Here is a 16,747-nt window from a genome sequence, read left to right on the forward strand (position 1 = left end):
CGTCCTTACTTGGTGCGCTGGAACAGTTCGCGGCCGATCAGCATGCGGCGGATTTCCGAGGTGCCCGCGCCGATTTCATACAGCTTCGCATCGCGCCACAGGCGCCCGGTGGGGTATTCGTTGATGTAGCCGTTGCCGCCCAGGATCTGGATCGCCTGGCCGGTCAGCCAGGTGGCCTTCTCGGCCGAATACAGAATGGCACCGGCCGCATCCTGGCGCGTGGTGCGGCCCAGGTCGCAGGCGCGCGCCACCGCATACACATAGGCGCGGCAGGCGTTGAGGCCCACGTACATGTCGGCCAGCTTGGCCTGCATCAGCTGGAACGTGCCGATCGCCTGGCCGAACTGCTTGCGCTCATGCACGTACGGCATCACCACATCCATCGCGGCCGACATCAGGCCCAGCGGGCCGCCGGACAGCACCACGCGCTCGAAATCCAGCCCGGACATCAGCACGTTCACGCCACCGCCGACCGCGCCCAGCACGTTCGCTTCGGGCACTTCGCAATCCTCGAACACCAGCTCGCAGGTGTTGGAGCCGCGCATGCCCAGCTTGTCCAGCTTCTGCGCGGTGGAGAAGCCCTTCATGCCCTTTTCGACCAGGAAGGCGGTAATGCCCTTGGCGCCGGCCTCGACGTCGGTCTTGGCGTACACCACCAGCACGTCGGCATCGGGGCCGTTGGTGATCCACATCTTGTTGCCGTTGAGCACGTAGTGGTCGCCGCGCTTGTCCGCGCGCAGCTTCATCGACACCACGTCCGAACCGGCGCCCGGTTCGCTCATGGCCAGCGCGCCGACCTTTTCCCCGCTGCACAGGCCGGGCAGGAAGCGCTGCTTCTGCTCCTCGGTACCGTTCTTGCGCAGCTGGTTCACGCACAGGTTCGAGTGCGCGCCGTAGGACAGGCCGATGCCGCCGGAGGCGCGCGAAATTTCCTCCATCGCCACCACGTGGGCCAGGTAGCCCATGCCGCTGCCGCCGTATTCTTCTTCCACGGTCAGGCCGAGCAGGCCCTGCTCGCCGAGCTTGCGCCACAGCGGGTGTGGGAACAGGTTTTCCTCATCGGCCTTGGCCGCCAGCGGCGCGATCTCGGCCGAGGCAAAATGGGCCACGCTCTGGCGGAGCATGTCGATCTCTTCGCCGAGGTCGAAGTTCATGGTGGGGACGTGCATGAGGCGGCTCCGCAACGGCTGGAAGGGGTCGAATGCTCCCAGCCTAGTCCTCCCGGGGGTAAAAGTGAACACAAATTCAAAAATTGAACATAGAATCAACAAATGGCCTATAAACGCTCAGCTTTGATGGAAGAACGCCTGGCCGGGGCCCGCGAGCGGATCCTGCTGGCCACCCGGCGCCTGGTGGCGGCCGGCGGCTACCGGAATGCCCCGGTCACCGCCGTGGCGGCCGAGGCGGGGGTGTCCACCGGCCTTATCTATCGGCACTTCCCGTCCAAGGCCGAGCTGTTCGTGGAGGTGCTGACCGACGCGGTCGAACACGAACTGCGCATCTTCGAGGCCATCGCCGCCGAACCGCTGCCCGCGCCCGAGCGCCTGCGCCGGGCGATCACCGCCTTCGTGCGCCGCGCGCTGGCCGGCCCCGGGCTGGCCTATGCCTTCATCGCCGAGCCGGTGGATCCGGAAGTGGAAGCCGAGCGCATCCGCTGCCGCCGCCTGTTCGGTGACGTGTTCCGCCGCATCGTGGCCGATGGCGTTGCAGCCGGCAGTTTCCCTGCGCAGGACACCGAGGTGGCGGCCGCCTGCATCGTCGGTGCGTTCACCGAAGCCCTGGTCGGGCCCACCGCGCCCAGCCGCGATGCGCATGGCGACCAGACCGCGCTGGTCGAATCCATCTGCGTTTTCTGCCTGCGTGCTGCAGGCGCCCCCCAAGTCTGATGCTGCATTGCGGTAGTTTGCGGCGGCTTGCAGAGCGCCGCCGACGCTGGTCATACTCGGGCGACAAGCCGTGGTCCAACGACTACCAGCCAGGGGTAACAGAGAGTGCGGAATTACGACCTCGAGTTCCTGAAACGCTTTTCCATGGTCATTGCCTTATTGATGGCCATCACGCTCGGATTGATCCTGTTCGCCGCGTACCTGCACACCCGCATTCCCCCTGAAGTCTCGCCCCAGGCCGCCAAGCGCACCGAACTGCGCATTGCCCCGGCCGGTGCGGTCTATGCCGGCGCCACCGGTGCTGCCGACCAGGCCGCAGCCAAGGCCGCGGCGATGGCCAAGGCCGCCTCGCAGGTGGCCTACGGTGGCACCACCGATGGCAAGGTGATCTTCGACAACCTGTGCACCGCCTGCCACACCACCGGCGTCGGCCAGGCGCCGACGTTGGACCACGCCCATTGGGATGCACGCCTGGCCCAGGGCAAGGACACCCTCTACAAGCACGCCATTGAGGGCTACACCGGCCCGGATGGCGGGATCATGCCGCCCAAGGGTGGCAACCCCGGCCTGAGCGAAGAGCAGATCCACGCCACCGTGGATTGGATGCTGGCGAACCTGAAATAACCGGCGGGCGGGGCGGGTGCCGCGTGGCATCCGGCACCGCGTGGGACACGCATGGCGCGTCTCTACGCGGTGGGGCGCCGAGCCCCCATGCGCCCGCAACGTTGCCGGTACGCGTAGCGACACGCCATGCGTGTCCCACGGGATCCCAAGCCGTCCCGTAACCCGGCGGCACCGCTGCACACGTAGCGACACGCCATGCGTGTCCCACGCGGACCCAACCCCGCGCGGCTTTGCCAAACCCGCCCAAATCCCCACCGGCGACCGCTTCCCGCCACAATTCCGCATTACCCTGTGCACCCGTTTCCGGAATCGCCGTCGATGCGCCGTCGCACCCTCGCTCTTGCCCTGTCGCTGCTGCTGCCCGCCACCGCGTTTTCCCAGGCCCAGCCGCAGCCACACCCGACCGCATCGACCCCGGCGACTTCCGCCCCCGTCACCCTCACCGCCGCGCCTACCGACTGGCGCGCGCTCGACGGCCAGCACGTGCGCATCGCCGCCCCGCTGACCCTGGCCGGCACCGACGGCCTGGCCCGTTTCGGCGAACTCACCGTCGCCTTCGACGGCCGCCTCTGGCAGCCCAGCGAAGTGGCCGCCCCTGGCACCGACGCCCACGCCAAGGTGATCGCCGACAACCAGCGCCGGCGCCTGCTGCTCGATGACGGCAGCACCGCGCGTGACCCCGGCCCGGTGGCCTACCTCCCCGCCGGCGCCACCCTGCGCACCGGCACCGTGCTGCGCAACGTGGAAGGCATCGTCCACGTGGACGCCAAGGGCACCCCGCGCCTGCAGGTCACCACCCCGCTGAACCTGCCGGCGCTGAACCGCCCGGCCGCCCCGGTGGTGCCCGGCGCGCTCAAGGTGGCCGCCTTCAACCTGGAAAACTTCTTCAACGGCGACGGCCAGGGCGGCGGTTACCCGACCCTGCGTGGCGCCCGCACCCTGGCAGAACACCAGGCCCAGACCGCCAAGCTGGTGGCCACCGTCAACGCGCTCGGCGCCGACGTGGCCGCGCTGATGGAACTGGAAAACGATGGCTACGGCCCGCAGTCGGCGATTGCCGAACTGGTCGCCGCGCTCAATGCCAACCGTGGCAAGGGCGCGGACTGGGCCTTCATCGACGCCGGCAAGGGCCCGGGCGAGAACCCCATCCGCGTGGGCATCATCTACCGCAGCTCGCGGGTGACCCCGGTCGGCGCTCCCGCCGTGCTGGAAACCGCCCCGTTCGGCCCGCACAGCCGCGTACCGCTGGCCCAGGCGTTCCGCGCCGGCAAGGGTGCGCCGTTCGTGGTGGTGGCCAACCACTTCAAGTCCAAGGGCTGCTCGGAAGCGGCCGGCGCCGACGCCGACCAGAACGACGGTCAGGGCTGCTGGAATGCCACCCGCGTGGAATCGGCGCGCCTGCTCAACCAGTGGCTGGGCACCGACCCGACCGGCGCCGGCACCACCGACGCAATCCTGCTGGGCGACTTCAATGCCTACGCAATGGAAGCCCCGATCCGCACCCTGCACGACGCCGGCTGGCGCGACGCCTTCGCCGTGGCCAAGGTCGAACGCCCCTACAGCTACGTCTACAACGGCATGACCGGCCGCCTCGACCACGCCCTGCTCAGCCCGGGCATGGCCAAGCGCCTGCGCGGCGCGGCCGAATGGCATATCAATGCCGACGAAGCCGACGACATCGGTTACCGCGACCGCAACGAAGCCGGCCCGTGGCGCAGTTCCGACCACGACCCGTTGATCCTGGGTTTCGACAAGTAACGCCCCGACATCGCACCGGTAGGTGCCGACCGTTGGTCGGCACCGCAGCCACGCAGGGCATGGCTCTACCGGCGGTTCGTATCGCAAATGGGCCGTAGAGCCACGCCCTGCGTGGCTGCGCGCGGTCTCACCCCCACGCAATAAACCCAATCGCCACCACCGCCAACACCAACCCCGCGCGGTTCCACCGCGTGGTCGGCTCGCCAAACGCCAACACCCCCACCAACGCCCCCAACACCACCACGCCGATGTTCATCCCGGCAAACACCGTGGCCGGGCTGTCCGGCATCGCCTGGTGGGCGTGCACGTAAAACAGGATGTTGCCGCCATTGAGCAGCCCCAACAGCGCCCCCGCGCCCACGTTGCGCGCGCGCAACCGGCTGCGCCCGCTGAAGTGCCGCCACAGCTGCATCCCCAGCATCAACACAAACGCAATGCTGAAACACGCCAGCAGCGCCGCCATCGACGGCGTCCCCGACAGCGCCACCTGCTTCAGCAGCACATCCACCAGCGCAAACCCCACCCACACTGCCAGCAGCCAGCGCCAGCTGCCCGCCTCACCGGCTACCGCCGGCCCACGCGGGCGCAGGCTGATGCCCAGCATCGCCACCAGCCCCAGCCCCAACCCCAGCAGCTTGAGCGGGGTCGCCGTCTGCCCAAAGAACAGAAACGCAGCCAACAACGACAGCAACAAGGACAACCGCTGCGCCACATCCGTGCGCACGATCCCGGCCACCGCCACCGTGCGGCCCAGCACCAGGAACAGCGAAGGCAGCACCACCGCCAGCACCAGCAGCGCCGGCCACGGCGCATGGCCCGATTGCAGCGCCTCCAGCGGCGGCCGCAACACCCCCGCCGTAAGCCCGGCGGCCACCAGGTAATTCCAGGTCACCATCTGGGCGACATCCAGCTGGCGGCGCGCGGCCAGCTTCAGCAGCACCGACACCAACACGCTGCAGACCACGCTGAAAAGCAGATAGAACATGGGGTTCCAGGCAGGCGCGGCAGTGCAGCCCGCGGGGGAGCGGTATTATGACGCCATGCACAATCCCCCTTTCCCCAATGAAAGCACCACCCTGCAGCTGGCCGGCCCGGTCGGCGCGCTGGGCGTGGCGGTCGACCTGCCCAAGGCCGATGTGCCCGCGCAGCCGGTGGTGGCGGTCATCTGCCACCCGCTGTCCACCGAGGGCGGCAGCCTGCACAACAAGGTGGTGACCATGGTCGGCACCACCCTGCGCGAGCTGGGCATTGCCACCGTGCGCTTCAACTTCCGCAGCGTCGGCACCTCGGCCGGTGAGTTCGACCACGGCGTGGGCGAACAGGACGACCTCAAGGCCGTGGTGGCCTGGGTGCGCGAACAGCGCCCCGACGCCACCCTGTGGCTGGCCGGCTTCAGCTTCGGCGCCTTCGTCTCCCTGCGCGCGGCCGCCGAGCTGCAGCCGCAGGTGCTGGTCTCGATCGCCCCGCCCGCCGGGCGCTGGGACTTCGACGGCGTGCAGCCGCCGGCCAACTGGCTGGTCATCCAGGGTGAAGACGACGAAATCGTCGATCCCCAAGCCGTCTACAACTGGCTGGACAGCCTGGGCGCCCCGCACGAGCTGGTGCGCATGCCCGAAACCAGCCACTTCTTCCACCGCAAGCTGATCGACCTGCGCGGCGCGGTGCTCCACGGCGTCAAGGGCTGGCTGCCGAACCCGGAAAGCGCCACCGCATGAGTGATACCGCACTGACCCCGTCGCAGCGCTACGCCGAAGGCGTGGCCCGGGGCGAATGGCAGAACGACCCGGCCCAGCACGCCGCCCTGGCCGAGCTGGACCGCATCCACCTGGCCCTGGTCGACAGCGCCCAGGACGGCTGGCTGGACCGCCTCTCGGCCTTCTGGAAGAAGCCGGACCCGGTCAAGGGCCTGTACTTCTGGGGCGGGGTAGGGCGCGGCAAGACCTTCCTGGTGGACCTGTTCTACGACGGGCTGCCGATCGAGCAGAAGTACCGCACCCACTTCCACCGTTTCATGCGCGGCATCCACGAGCGCCTGCGCGAACACCAGGGGCAGAGCGACCCGCTGGCCCGGATCGCCCAGGAATGGCGCGCCAAGCTGCGCGTGCTGGTGCTGGACGAGTTCTTCGTCACCGACATCGGCGATGCCATGCTGCTGGCGCGCCTGCTCGAACGCCTGTTCGCCGAAGGGGTCACCCTGGTCACCACCTCTAATACGGCGGTGGAGAACCTGTACCTGAATGGGCTGCAGCGCGACAGCTTCCTCCCTGCCATCGGCCTGCTGCAGACCTACTGCGTGGAGCTGTACGCCGAGGGCACCGAAGACTACCGGATGCGCGCGCTGACCCATTCGCCGGTCTACCAGGCCCCGCGCGACGAGCACAGCGACGCCTGGCTGGCCACGCGCTGGGCCGCGCTGAGCGGCGGCCAGCCGCCCAAGCCAGGCAACATCGAGATCGAAGCGCGCAAGATCCCGGTGCGCGCCCGCGGCAAGAGCATCGTCTGGTTCGACTTCAAGGTCCTGTGCGAAGGCCCGCGCGGCCCCTCGGACTACATCGAGATCGCCCGCGAGTTCAACACCGTGCTGCTGGGCGACATCCCGCATTTCGACCGCATGAATGAAGATGCCGCCCGCCGCTTCGTGAACCTGATCGACGAGCTGTACGACCGCCACGTCAACCTGGTCTGCACCGCCACCGACGCCCCGGTAGCCCTCTACACCGGCACCCGCCTCCAGGGCGCCTTCGAGCGCACCGCCTCGCGCCTCATAGAGATGCAGAGCGCCGAATACCTCGGCACCCCACACAGGGCGTAACCGAGGCACACCCCGTAGAGCCACGCCCTGCGTGGCTGCGGTCCCAAACCGCCCGCAATTGTTACGCCCGCGTGACGCCCATCGTTCCGTTTTTCGAACGCTTGAATCGCACGAAAAGTCGCCCCCAACCCTTGACTGCGCACTCGCTTTCGACAGGTCGCGACCGTTCGTCGGACGCCCCGAACACCGAAACCTTGCGCCGCAAGGGATTAGCCTGATTCCCTACATTTGGCGTTGACGGCCCCCTACACCCCCACTATCTTGTGGCCGTCGGTCTCTTCGACCACAAGTCGAAGGGCCAAACGGGCCCAACGCCCACCGACAACCGCATGCCGTACAGGGTGCGGCGCTGGTAGCACCAGTCTCCGGGGGGAGATGACCGGTGAAGCAAGGGGAATCGTCCGCAGCGCCAGTGCGCCGGTCGCGTCCCATGCGACACCGATAGTCCACCCTGAGCGCTGAGCGCATCGGCCCCACGCCTGCCCAGCAGGCGACCCTGCACCACCCCAAATCACGCCAAGAGGAAAACGCCGTGAGCACCGAAACCAGCGCAGCCACCGACCAGGAAAGCGAATTCCTGTTGACTTCGCCGCCGACCAATACGGCGATGAGCGTCACCAAGCGCAATGGAACGACCGAGCTGGTGGATCTGAACAAGATCGTGCGCGCGGTGCAGCGTTCGGCTGAAGGCCTGCATGCAGTCGACCCGATGCGCGTGGCCACCCGCACCATTTCCGGCCTGTACAACGGCGCCACCACCCAGGAACTGGACGAGCTGTCCATCCGCACCGCCGCCCTGCTGATCGGTGAAGAGCCGGAGTACGGCCGCCTGGCCGCGCGCCTGCTGGCCAACTACATCGCCAAGGAAGTGTCGGGCCAGGAAATCCACGCCTTCTCGCAGTCGGTCGGCCGTGGCCACGAAGTGGGCCTGATCAACGACCGCCTGCTGAACTTCGTGCAGACCAACGCGCGCAAGCTCAACGATGCCATCGAAATCGGGCTGGACCTGAACTTCGATTACTTCGGCCTGCGTACCCTGTACGACCGTTACCTGCTGCGCCACCCGCACACCCGCAAGGTGATCGAGACCCCGCAGCAGTTCTTCCTGCGCATCGCCAGCGCCCTGAGCGAAGACGTGGCCGAAACCCTGGCGCTGTACAAGCGCATGGGCAACCTGGATTACCTGCCGTCCAGCCCGACCCTGTTCAATTCCGGCACCACCCACGAGCAGCTGTCCTCGTGCTTCCTGCTCGATTCGCCGCAGGATTCGCTGGAATCGATCTACTCCAAGTACGGCGACATCGCCCAGCTCTCCAAGTTCTCCGGCGGCATCGGCGTGAGCTACACCCGCGTGCGTTCGCGCGGCTCGCTCATCAAGTCCACCAACGGCCATTCCAACGGCATCGTGCCGTGGCTGAAGACCATGGATTCGTCCGTGGCCGCCGTGAACCAGGGTGGCAAGCGCAAGGGCGCGGCCTGCGTGTACCTGGAAACCTGGCACGCCGACATCGAGGACTTCCTCGAACTGCGTGACAACACCGGTGACGAATCGCGCCGTGCGCACAACCTGAACCTGGCCAACTGGATCCCGGACCTGTTCATGAAGCGCGTCGAAGCCGACCAAGAATGGTCGCTGTTCGATCCGCGCGTGGTGCCCGAATTCACCGACCTGTTCGGTGAAGCCTTCGAGCAGGCGTACCTGCAGGCCGAAGCGCAGGGCAAGGCCAACCGCACCATCTCCGCGCGCAAGCTGTACTCGCGCATGATGCGTACCCTTGCCGAAACCGGCAACGGCTGGATGACCTTCAAGGACAAGTGCAACCGCGCCAGCAACCAGACCCTGCGCGCCGGCAACGTGATCCACCTGTCCAACCTGTGCACCGAAATCCTGGAAATCACCTCGGCTGAAGAAACCGCGGTGTGCAACCTGGGCTCGATCAACCTGGGCAACCATTTCGACGCCCACGGCGAGTTCGACTACGACAAGCTGGCCGACACCGTGCGCCTGGCCATCCGCCAGCTCGACCGCGTGATCGACCTGAACTTCTACCCGATCGAATCGGCACGCCGCGGCAACCTGCGCTGGCGCCCGGTTGGCCTGGGCTGCATGGGCCTGCAGGACGTGTTCTTCCGCAAGCGCCTGGCCTTCGACAGTGCCGAAGCCCGCGCGCTGTCCAAGAAGATCGCCGAAACCATCTACTTCCACGCGCTGGAAACCTCGGTCGAACTGGCCCAGGAACGCGGCAAGCACCCGTCGTTCGCCGACACCCGTGCCGCCAGCGGCGAGCTGCAGTTCGACGCCTGGAACGTGGTGCCCGAAGACACCGCACGCTGGGATGCCCTGCGTGAGCGCATCAAGGAACATGGCCTGCGCAACTCGCTGATGATCGCCATCGCCCCGACCGCGACCATCGCTTCCATTGCCGGCTGCTACGAGTGCGTGGAACCGCAGGTGTCCAACCTGTTCAAGCGCGAAACCCTCTCGGGCGACTTCCTGCAGGTCAACCGTTACCTGGTGAACGAGCTGAAGAAGCTGGGCCACTGGACCCCGGAAATGCGCGACGCCATCAAGCTGGCCGAAGGCTCCATCCAGGGCATCGCCCAGATTCCGGAAACCCTGCGCCACGTGTACCGCACTGCCTGGGAACTGCCGATGCGTTCGCTGATCGACATGGCCGCCGAGCGTGGCGCGTTCATCGACCAGTCCGCCTCGCTCAACCTGTTCATGGAAAGCCCGAACATCGGCGCGATGTCCTCCATGTACATGTACGCCTGGAAGCAGGGCATCAAGACCACCTACTACCTGCGTTCGCGCCCGGCCACCAAGATCGCCAAGACCACCGTCAGCAGCTACACCCCGGTGGAAGCCGTGGCCTGCTCGCTGGAAAACCCGGAAGCCTGCGAGGCTTGCCAATAATCCGCGCGTGCCAGCCACCGGCTGGCACACCGCATCGGTAGCGCCGGCCGTTGGCCGGCCCTCCGCAAACCAGAATCAAGGTAGGTACCGACCGTTGGTCGGTACCTCCAAGAAGGACGAAACACCATGGCCGACAAGCCCCGTCAAATGCTGCTCGATCCCGGTTTTGAACTGACCCTGCGCCCCATGCGCTACCCGCAGTTCTATGACATGTATCGCAACGCGATCAAGAACACCTGGACCGTGGAAGAAATCAACTTCCAGATCGACATCAGCGACCTGCACGGCAAGATGTCGCCGGGCGAGCGCCACCTGATCCACCGCCTTGTTGCGTTCTTCGCCACCGGCGATTCGATCGTGTCCAACAACCTGGTGCTGAACCTGTACCAGCACTTGAACGCGCCCGAAGCCCGCATGTACCTCTCGCGCCAGCTGTACGAAGAAGCGCTGCACGTGCAGTTCTACCTGACCCTGCTCGACAACTACCTGCCCGATCCGGACGAGCGCGCCAAGGCGTTCGACGCGGTGGAGAACATCGACTCGATCAAGCAGAAGGCCGACTTCTGCTTCAAGTGGATCGACTCCATCCAGAACCTCAAGCGCATCGAAACCCGTGCCGAGCGCCGCCAGTTCCTGCTCAACCAGATCTGCTTCGCCGCATGCATTGAAGGCCTGTTCTTCTTCGCCGCCTTCGCCTACGTGTACTACTTCCGTTCGCGCGGCCTGCTCAACGGCCTGGCCTCGGGCACCAACTGGGTGTTCCGCGACGAGAGCGCGCACATGGAGTTCGCGTTCGAATGCGTGGATGTCATCCGCGAGGAAGAGCCGGACCTGTTCGACGATGAGATGAAGCAGCAGGTCTATGACATGCTCGCCGAAGCCATCGAATGCGAAGTGAAGTTCGCCGAAGACGTGCTGTCCGGCGGCGTGGCGGGCATTTCCACCCGCGACATGCGCCACTACCTGCAGCACTGCGCCGACAACCATTTCCATCGCCTCGGCATGGAAAAGAAGTACAACGTGCGCAACCCGCTGAGCTTCATGGAACTGCAGGACGTGCAGGAGCTGACCAACTTCTTCGAGCGTCGCTCCTCGGCCTACCAGGTGGGCGTGAAGGGCGAAGTGTCCTTCGACATGTCGTTCTGATCCAAGCGCACCACGCGTACCCAGAAAGCCCCGGCACTGCCGGGGCTTTTTGTTTGCGGGCGCTGCCGTATCATCCTCGTCGACCCCATCGCACGGCCCACCGCCATGACCGCCACCCCTGACGTCGTCCCGCCCACTGAAGTGCGCATGGCCGAAATCGTCTTCCCCAACCACACCAACCACATGGGCACCCTGTTCGGTGGCCAGGCACTGGCGTGGATGGACAAGGCCGCGTTCCTGGCCGCCGCGCGCTACTCGCGCCGCACCGTGGTCACCGCCCGCTCCGACCAGGTGGACTTCAAGCTGCCGATCAGCATCGGCCAGATGGTGGAAACCGTGGGCCGAATCGTGGAAGTGGGCCGCAGCTCGATGAAGGTGGAAGTGGAGCTCATCGCCGAAGACCTGCACACCGGCGAGCGCAAGCTGTGCACCCGCGGCCACTTCGTGATGATCGCGCTGGACGAGAACCACAAGCCCACCGCCGTGCCTGCGCTGCCGGCCGACATCGCCGGACCCTGAACGGGCAGGGGCGATTGCGAACCCTCCAATCGCCCCCATCTAGCTGGCATGTCTACCCCTCTGGCTGACTTCATCAATCGCGCCCGCCGCCTGTTCGTCCTCACCGGCGCCGGCTGCAGCACCGACTCGGGCATCCCCGATTACCGCGATGCCGACGGCCAGTGGAAGCGCACCCCGCCGGTGAACTACCAGGATTTCATGGGCGAAGCGGCCACCCGCCAACGCTACTGGGCGCGCAGCCTGCTCGGCTGGCCGCGCTTCGGCCAGGCCCAGCCCAACGCCACCCACGCCGCCCTCGCCGCACTGGAAGCACGCGGCAAGATGGAAGTGCTGCTCACCCAGAACGTGGACTGCCTGCACCAGCGTGCCGGCAGCGCCGCCGTGATCGACCTGCACGGCCGCCTCGACCAGGTGCGCTGCATGGGCTGCGAAACCCGCAGCGGCCGCGAGGCGTTCCAGCAGGCGCTGCTGGCCGCCAACCCCGGCTGGGACCGCCTCGACGCCGCCCAGGCCCCCGATGGCGATGCCGACCTCGACGGCGTGGACTTCAGCACCTTCAACGTACCCGCGTGCCCCACCTGTGGCGGTATCCTCAAGCCAGACGTCGTGTTCTTCGGCGAAAACGTACCGCGCGCCCGCGTCGACGCCGTACACGCCCACCTGCAGCAGGCCGACGCCGTCCTGGTGGTCGGCTCCTCCCTGATGGTCTATTCCGGCTACCGCTTCGTCCAGGCCGCAGCCAAGGCCGGCTTGCCCGTAGCCGCCCTGAACATCGGCCGCACCCGAGCAGACGACCTCCTCACCCTCAAGGTAGAGCAGTCCTGCGCAGAGGCCCTGTCGTTCCTGCTCCCAGACGCGCTCTCCGCGTAACACGGCCTCACCGTTCCACACGGGCAATCACCTGCACGCGACCCTGGTAGAGCGAGGCCCTGCCTCGCTAGCCTCACCGCCCCACCCAACAAATCGCCTGTACGCCCCCCCTCGTAGAGCGAGGCCCTGCCTCGCTAGCCTCACCGTTCCACACATACGGTTGCCCGCAAACCCGCTTCGCGGTGCAATACCACCCCTGTTTCATCTCCCCCCGAGTCGCCCGCCCGTGAGCCAGCTTTTCTCCCCCGTGTCATTCGGACCGCTGACGCTGTCCAACCGCATCGTCATCGCCCCGATGTGCCAGTACTCCTCCACCGATGGCCTGGCCAACGACTGGCACCGCCAGCACCTGGGCCAGCTCTCCCAATCCGGCGCCGGCCTGCTCATCCTCGAAGCCACCGCCGTACTCCCCGAAGGCCGCATCAGCTACGCCGATCTGGGCCTGTGGGACGACGCCACCGAAGCCGCGCTCACCTCGGTCATCGCCTCGGTCAAGCAATGGTCGCCGATGCCGCTGGGCGTGCAGCTGGCCCACGCCGGCCGCAAAGCCTCCTCGGCGCGCCCGTGGGATGGCGGCGGCCAGCTGCCCCCGACCGACCCCAACGGCTGGACCGCCGTGGCCCCCTCGGCACTGCCGTTCGCTGCCAATGGCTCCGCCCCTGACGCGCTGGACGAAGCCGGCATCGACGCCGTCGTCGAAGCCTTCGCCGTCGCCGCCCGCCGCGCCGAGCGCGCCGGCCTGGACCTGATCGAACTGCACGCCGCCCACGGCTACCTGCTGCACCAGTTCCTCTCGCCGCTCAGCAACAAGCGCCAGGACCAGTACGGCGGCTCGCTCGAAAACCGCATGCGCCTGCTCGTCCGCGTCTTCGACGCCGTGCGCGGAGCCGTCTCCGACCGCATCAGCGTGGGCGTGCGCATCTCGGCCAGCGACTGGGTGCCGGGCGGCTGGGACATTGAAGAGAGCACCACCCTGGCCCAGATCCTGGAGCTGTGCGGCTGCCAGTTCCTGCACGTCTCCAGCGGCGGGCTGGATGCGCGCCAGCAGATCCCGGTGGAGCCGGGCTACCAGGTGCACTTCGCCGCCGCCATCAAGGCCAAGGTGAAGATGCCGGTGATCGCCGTGGGCCTGATCACCGACCCCTCGCAGGCCGAATCGATCCTGCGCCACGGCTACGCCGATGCAGTCGCACTGGCGCGCGGCATCCTCTACGACCCGCGCTGGCCGTGGCACGCCGCAGCAGCACTGGGCGACTCGCTCACCCCCGCACCGCAGTACCTGCGCTGCGAACCGCGCGAAGCCCGCGGCGTGTTCATCGCCCCGTCTGCCTAAAACGCCTCATCTGGACTACGGACGAAATCGGTAGCGCCCGACCGTTGGTCGGGCGTTGCCTGATCTCATTCGAGATCCACCCGCCAAGCAGCAGGCAACCCCTCCACCACGTGCTGCATCAACGCCCGCACCTTCGGCGTCAAATCCCTTCGATCACTCACACACAAAAACAACCGCATCGGCTCCGGCGACGTCCGCGCCCCATCGCCCGACGCAAATAACACCTGCAACGCCCCGCGCGCCAACCAAGGCGTCGCCACGAACGCCGCCAACCGCGCGATGCCCCCGCCAGCGGCCGCCATTGCCGCCAACGCATCAATGTCATCGGACACCAGCGCCGGCCGCATCTCCGCCTCGAAGCGGATCCCCTCGCGCACGAATCCCCACGGCAGCAACCGACCATCCACCGGGTAGCGGAACACCAGGCAACGGTGTTCGCGCAGCTCCTCCGGTGTCGCCGGCACTCCCGCCTGCGCAAGGTAAGAAGGCGCCGCACACACCTGGAACGGCACCTGCGCAATCGCACGCGCCACCAGGCCCTCCACCAGCTGCGGCTCGATCCGGAAACTCACATCCACATCTTCATGCGCATGGTCCACGCTGCGGTCCGCCAACAGCAGCTCGATCGACAACCGCGGATAGCGCGCCTGCAGCGCCGGCAGCATCGGCGCCAGCACATGCCGGCCAAACGCGGAGGTGCTGGCAATACGCAGCCGACCGTGCGGTGTCGCCTCCGGATCGGTCACCGCCGCCTGCGCCCGTTGCAGGTCGCGCTCGATATGCCGCACCTCGGCCAGGTACAGCGCCCCGCGCTCGGTCAGCGCCAGCGTGCGCGTGGTGCGGTTGAACAGGCGCACGCCCAGATGCGCTTCCAGCCGCGCGATGTTCTGCCCCACCGCCGCCGGGCTGATCCCCAGCGTGCGCGCCGCCGCCGCCAGGCTGCCGGCATCGGCGGTGCGGATGAAGCTGCGGATTGACTGCAGAATGTTCATGGTGGCGCCAATTCTGGCCGGTCATTACAAAGAATTACTTTATAAAGAGCCAACGCCCGGCGGTCTACCCGCGCTTGGGCCCGCTGACTATCGTGCCGGTCCCGCAACCGCTGGTTGCCGCCCACTGGACCCCTGATGTCGCAACAAGCTCAAACCCTGGCCACCACCCGCTGGAAGCTCGGCGCCCGCGCCACCCCGTATGTCTTTGCCTTCTTCATGGCCTCCATCATGGCCATGCTGATGTGCCTGGTGATCACCGCCGCCAACGCCGGCATCAACGCCGACTTCCCCATGCGCGTGCTCGGCGCCTACCAGCTCGCCATGCCCACCGCGTTCTGCTGCGTGCTGCTGGTGCGCCCGGTGGTGATGCGGTTGGTCGCACTGACGGTGCACCCAGCGCGCTGATCGAAACATGCGTCGTGATTGATTGTCGTGATACCGCAATCACGCGCACACTTCAAGATCGTCGAAGACTTCACTCTCCGGATGCGGCACGCCTGCCGCGTTCGACGGGAGAAGAGAATGAAGGTCGCGATTACCGCCGCAGCGCTACTTATCGTGCTGATGCCAGCAACGGCGAAAGCGTGCAAGCCACCCGCTGTATCCGCCGCAGAGCGCTCAACGCAGGAACAGCGTGCCGCACCCATCAGCAGCGCCGCCACGCTGGCCGCCTACCTGAAGGTGCTGCCCTACGATTCGCCACTGCTTTCCCTGACTGAGCAGTCGCGCAAGCGATTCACCGAATCACTGACCTTCAGCAGCAGCGGGGTCACTGGCTTCTCGTTCGCGGATATCCAGAGCGAGCTCACGGTGAGCCAGGCACATGCCCTGCTGGAGTTGATCGATTCACAACGGGCGATAGTGCATCTGAATCGCCTCGCGATCCGAACCGACCTTGATCGCTCGATCCGGGCCGCGATAGCCACCCGCTGCGCCGGCGACGAGCCAGCCTCAGGTTCGAGCCCACGGCCCTAAAGTTTCACCTGACAGCATCGCTGCAGGGCAGGGCGCCGGTCCTCTACACTCGGGACATGCGCCCTGATTCCATCCTCACCCTCTCATGCCCGGACCGTACCGGCATCGTCTACCGCGTTTCCGGCCTGCTGTTCGAACAGGGCTGCAACATCCTGGATGCGCAGCAGTTCGGCGATGACGAAAGCGGCCGGTTCTTCCTGCGCGTGCACTTCGACCGCGACCCGCGCCAGCCCATCGACACCATCCAGACCCGCATGGCCGGGCTGGCCACCGACTTCAAGATGGACTGGCAGCTGCACGACGCCCGCCGCCGTGCGCGCCTGCTGGTGCTGGTGAGCAAGCAGGGGCACTGCCTCAACGACCTGCTGTTCCGCGCGCACAGCCGCCAGCTGCAGGTGGATATCGCCGCAGTGGCCTCCAACCACGAAGACTTCGGCCCGCTGGCCGGCTCCTACGGCATTCCGTTCCACCACCTGCCGGTGAATGCAGACAACCGGGACGTGCAGGAACAACAGATCATCGATCTGGTCGAACGCGAGCAGATCGACCTGGTGGTGCTGGCCCGCTACATGCAGATCCTGTCACCGCGCCTGTGCCAGGCACTGGCCGGCCGGGCGATCAACATCCACCACAGCTTCCTGCCCAGCTTCAAGGGCGCGCAGCCGTACCACCAGGCCCACGCGCGCGGCGTAAAGATCATCGGCGCAACGGCCCACTACGTCACCTCCGATCTCGACGAAGGCCCGATCATAGAACAGGACGTCGCGCGGGTAGATCACGCCATGACCCCACGCGACCTGGTCCGCCTCGGCAGCGACACCGAATCGCAGGTACTGGCCCGCGCGGTGCGCCGGCACGTAGAGCACCGCATCATCCTCAACGGCCACCGCACCGTAGTCTTCCGATAGCGACGAG

General features: G+C 66.8%; 16 protein-coding genes. 13 read left to right on the plus strand and 3 right to left on the minus strand.

Annotated elements, in window-relative coordinates; genetic code table 11:
- Positions 1 to 5: 5 nt before the first annotated feature.
- A complete protein-coding gene (locus NMB40_RS19655; RefSeq protein ID WP_068848392.1) occupies positions 6 to 1,169 on the minus strand; it encodes an isovaleryl-CoA dehydrogenase in 1,164 nt (387 codons plus the stop codon).
- Positions 1,170 to 1,271: 102 nt separating this feature from the next.
- Between NMB40_RS19655 and NMB40_RS19660 the strand changes: the two genes are divergently transcribed.
- The 3 genes from NMB40_RS19660 to NMB40_RS19670 all read left to right on the plus strand — a co-directional run bounded on the left by NMB40_RS19660 (position 1,272) and on the right by NMB40_RS19670 (position 4,268).
- Positions 1,272 to 1,886 carry a TetR/AcrR family transcriptional regulator gene (locus NMB40_RS19660; protein WP_494359561.1) on the plus strand — a complete coding sequence of 205 codons (615 nt, stop codon included), beginning with the start codon at positions 1,272 to 1,274 and terminating at the stop codon, positions 1,884 to 1,886.
- A gap of 105 nt (positions 1,887 to 1,991) precedes the next feature.
- Positions 1,992 to 2,510, plus strand: a complete 519-nt coding sequence (locus NMB40_RS19665; protein ID WP_068848396.1) for a c-type cytochrome — start codon at positions 1,992 to 1,994, stop codon at positions 2,508 to 2,510.
- A gap of 318 nt (positions 2,511 to 2,828) precedes the next feature.
- Positions 2,829 to 4,268 (plus strand): ExeM/NucH family extracellular endonuclease, encoded by a 1,440-nt coding sequence (locus NMB40_RS19670; protein WP_494359562.1) that lies wholly within the window; start codon positions 2,829 to 2,831, stop codon positions 4,266 to 4,268.
- Between the two features lie 127 nt (positions 4,269 to 4,395).
- Here NMB40_RS19670 and NMB40_RS19675 read toward each other — a convergent pair whose 3' ends face one another.
- A complete protein-coding gene (locus tag NMB40_RS19675) occupies positions 4,396 to 5,253 on the minus strand; it encodes an EamA/RhaT family transporter (RefSeq protein ID WP_494359563.1) in 858 nt (285 codons plus the stop codon).
- A gap of 55 nt (positions 5,254 to 5,308) precedes the next feature.
- Here NMB40_RS19675 and NMB40_RS19680 point away from each other — a divergent pair, with 55 nt between their 5' ends.
- From NMB40_RS19680 to NMB40_RS19710, 7 genes are all read left to right on the plus strand, one after another.
- Positions 5,309 to 5,983, plus strand: coding sequence for an alpha/beta hydrolase (locus NMB40_RS19680; RefSeq protein ID WP_494359564.1), 675 nt, complete (start codon positions 5,309 to 5,311; stop codon positions 5,981 to 5,983).
- Positions 5,980 to 7,080: a cell division protein ZapE gene (gene zapE / locus NMB40_RS19685; RefSeq protein ID WP_494359565.1), complete on the plus strand. Its 1,101-nt coding sequence runs from the start codon at positions 5,980 to 5,982 to the stop codon at positions 7,078 to 7,080. The genes NMB40_RS19680 and zapE overlap by 4 nt, the downstream gene beginning before the upstream one ends.
- Positions 7,081 to 7,612: 532 nt before the next feature.
- On the plus strand, positions 7,613 to 9,997 hold the full coding sequence (locus tag NMB40_RS19690) for a ribonucleoside-diphosphate reductase subunit alpha (protein ID WP_494359566.1): 2,385 nt from the start codon (positions 7,613 to 7,615) through the stop codon (positions 9,995 to 9,997).
- A 126-nt stretch (positions 9,998 to 10,123) separates the two neighbouring features.
- Positions 10,124 to 11,143 (plus strand): ribonucleotide-diphosphate reductase subunit beta, encoded by a 1,020-nt coding sequence (locus NMB40_RS19695; RefSeq protein WP_282248382.1) that lies wholly within the window; start codon positions 10,124 to 10,126, stop codon positions 11,141 to 11,143.
- A gap of 105 nt (positions 11,144 to 11,248) precedes the next feature.
- On the plus strand, positions 11,249 to 11,662 hold the full coding sequence (locus tag NMB40_RS19700) for an acyl-CoA thioesterase (RefSeq protein ID WP_068848408.1): 414 nt from the start codon (positions 11,249 to 11,251) through the stop codon (positions 11,660 to 11,662).
- A 48-nt stretch (positions 11,663 to 11,710) separates the two neighbouring features.
- Positions 11,711 to 12,532, plus strand: a complete 822-nt coding sequence (locus tag NMB40_RS19705) for an NAD-dependent protein deacetylase (protein ID WP_494359567.1) — start codon at positions 11,711 to 11,713, stop codon at positions 12,530 to 12,532.
- A gap of 226 nt (positions 12,533 to 12,758) precedes the next feature.
- Positions 12,759 to 13,865 (plus strand): NADH:flavin oxidoreductase/NADH oxidase, encoded by a 1,107-nt coding sequence (locus NMB40_RS19710; protein ID WP_494359568.1) that lies wholly within the window; start codon positions 12,759 to 12,761, stop codon positions 13,863 to 13,865.
- Positions 13,866 to 13,930: 65 nt separating this feature from the next.
- Here the strand turns inward: NMB40_RS19710 and NMB40_RS19715 are convergent, their stop codons facing one another.
- Positions 13,931 to 14,857 carry a LysR family transcriptional regulator gene (locus NMB40_RS19715; RefSeq protein ID WP_494359569.1) on the minus strand — a complete coding sequence of 309 codons (927 nt, stop codon included), beginning with the start codon at positions 14,855 to 14,857 and terminating at the stop codon, positions 13,931 to 13,933.
- A gap of 135 nt (positions 14,858 to 14,992) precedes the next feature.
- On the opposite strand from NMB40_RS19715, the gene NMB40_RS19720 reads away from it, so the two are divergent.
- From NMB40_RS19720 to purU, 3 genes are all read left to right on the plus strand, one after another.
- Positions 14,993 to 15,262, plus strand: a complete 270-nt coding sequence (locus NMB40_RS19720) for a DUF2798 domain-containing protein (RefSeq protein ID WP_494359570.1) — start codon at positions 14,993 to 14,995, stop codon at positions 15,260 to 15,262.
- A gap of 117 nt (positions 15,263 to 15,379) precedes the next feature.
- Positions 15,380 to 15,832 carry a hypothetical protein gene (locus NMB40_RS19725; protein WP_494359571.1) on the plus strand — a complete coding sequence of 151 codons (453 nt, stop codon included), beginning with the start codon at positions 15,380 to 15,382 and terminating at the stop codon, positions 15,830 to 15,832.
- Between the two features lie 56 nt (positions 15,833 to 15,888).
- On the plus strand, positions 15,889 to 16,740 hold the full coding sequence (gene purU / locus NMB40_RS19730; protein WP_494359572.1) for a formyltetrahydrofolate deformylase: 852 nt from the start codon (positions 15,889 to 15,891) through the stop codon (positions 16,738 to 16,740).
- Positions 16,741 to 16,747 lie beyond the last annotated feature (7 nt).

Source organism: Stenotrophomonas sp. FBCC-B152, assembly GCF_059134105.1.

Excerpts from the sequence above, each read along its gene's own strand:
- NMB40_RS19655 (WP_068848392.1), bottom strand. The coding sequence starts at position 1,169 with ATGCACGTCCCCACCATGAACTTCGACCTCGGCGAAGAGATCGACATG.
- NMB40_RS19660 (WP_494359561.1), top strand. The coding sequence starts at position 1,272 with ATGGCCTATAAACGCTCAGCTTTGATGGAAGAACGCCTGGCCGGGGCC.
- NMB40_RS19670 (WP_494359562.1), top strand. The coding sequence starts at position 2,829 with ATGCGCCGTCGCACCCTCGCTCTTGCCCTGTCGCTGCTGCTGCCCGCC.
- NMB40_RS19675 (WP_494359563.1), bottom strand. The coding sequence starts at position 5,253 with ATGTTCTATCTGCTTTTCAGCGTGGTCTGCAGCGTGTTGGTGTCGGTG.
- NMB40_RS19680 (WP_494359564.1), top strand. The coding sequence starts at position 5,309 with ATGCACAATCCCCCTTTCCCCAATGAAAGCACCACCCTGCAGCTGGCC.
- zapE (WP_494359565.1), top strand. The coding sequence starts at position 5,980 with ATGAGTGATACCGCACTGACCCCGTCGCAGCGCTACGCCGAAGGCGTG.
- NMB40_RS19695 (WP_282248382.1), top strand. The coding sequence starts at position 10,124 with ATGGCCGACAAGCCCCGTCAAATGCTGCTCGATCCCGGTTTTGAACTG.
- NMB40_RS19700 (WP_068848408.1), top strand. The coding sequence starts at position 11,249 with ATGACCGCCACCCCTGACGTCGTCCCGCCCACTGAAGTGCGCATGGCC.
- NMB40_RS19705 (WP_494359567.1), top strand. The coding sequence starts at position 11,711 with ATGTCTACCCCTCTGGCTGACTTCATCAATCGCGCCCGCCGCCTGTTC.
- NMB40_RS19715 (WP_494359569.1), bottom strand. The coding sequence starts at position 14,857 with ATGAACATTCTGCAGTCAATCCGCAGCTTCATCCGCACCGCCGATGCC.
- NMB40_RS19720 (WP_494359570.1), top strand. The coding sequence starts at position 14,993 with ATGTCGCAACAAGCTCAAACCCTGGCCACCACCCGCTGGAAGCTCGGC.
- NMB40_RS19725 (WP_494359571.1), top strand. The coding sequence starts at position 15,380 with ATGAAGGTCGCGATTACCGCCGCAGCGCTACTTATCGTGCTGATGCCA.
- purU (WP_494359572.1), top strand. The coding sequence starts at position 15,889 with ATGCGCCCTGATTCCATCCTCACCCTCTCATGCCCGGACCGTACCGGC.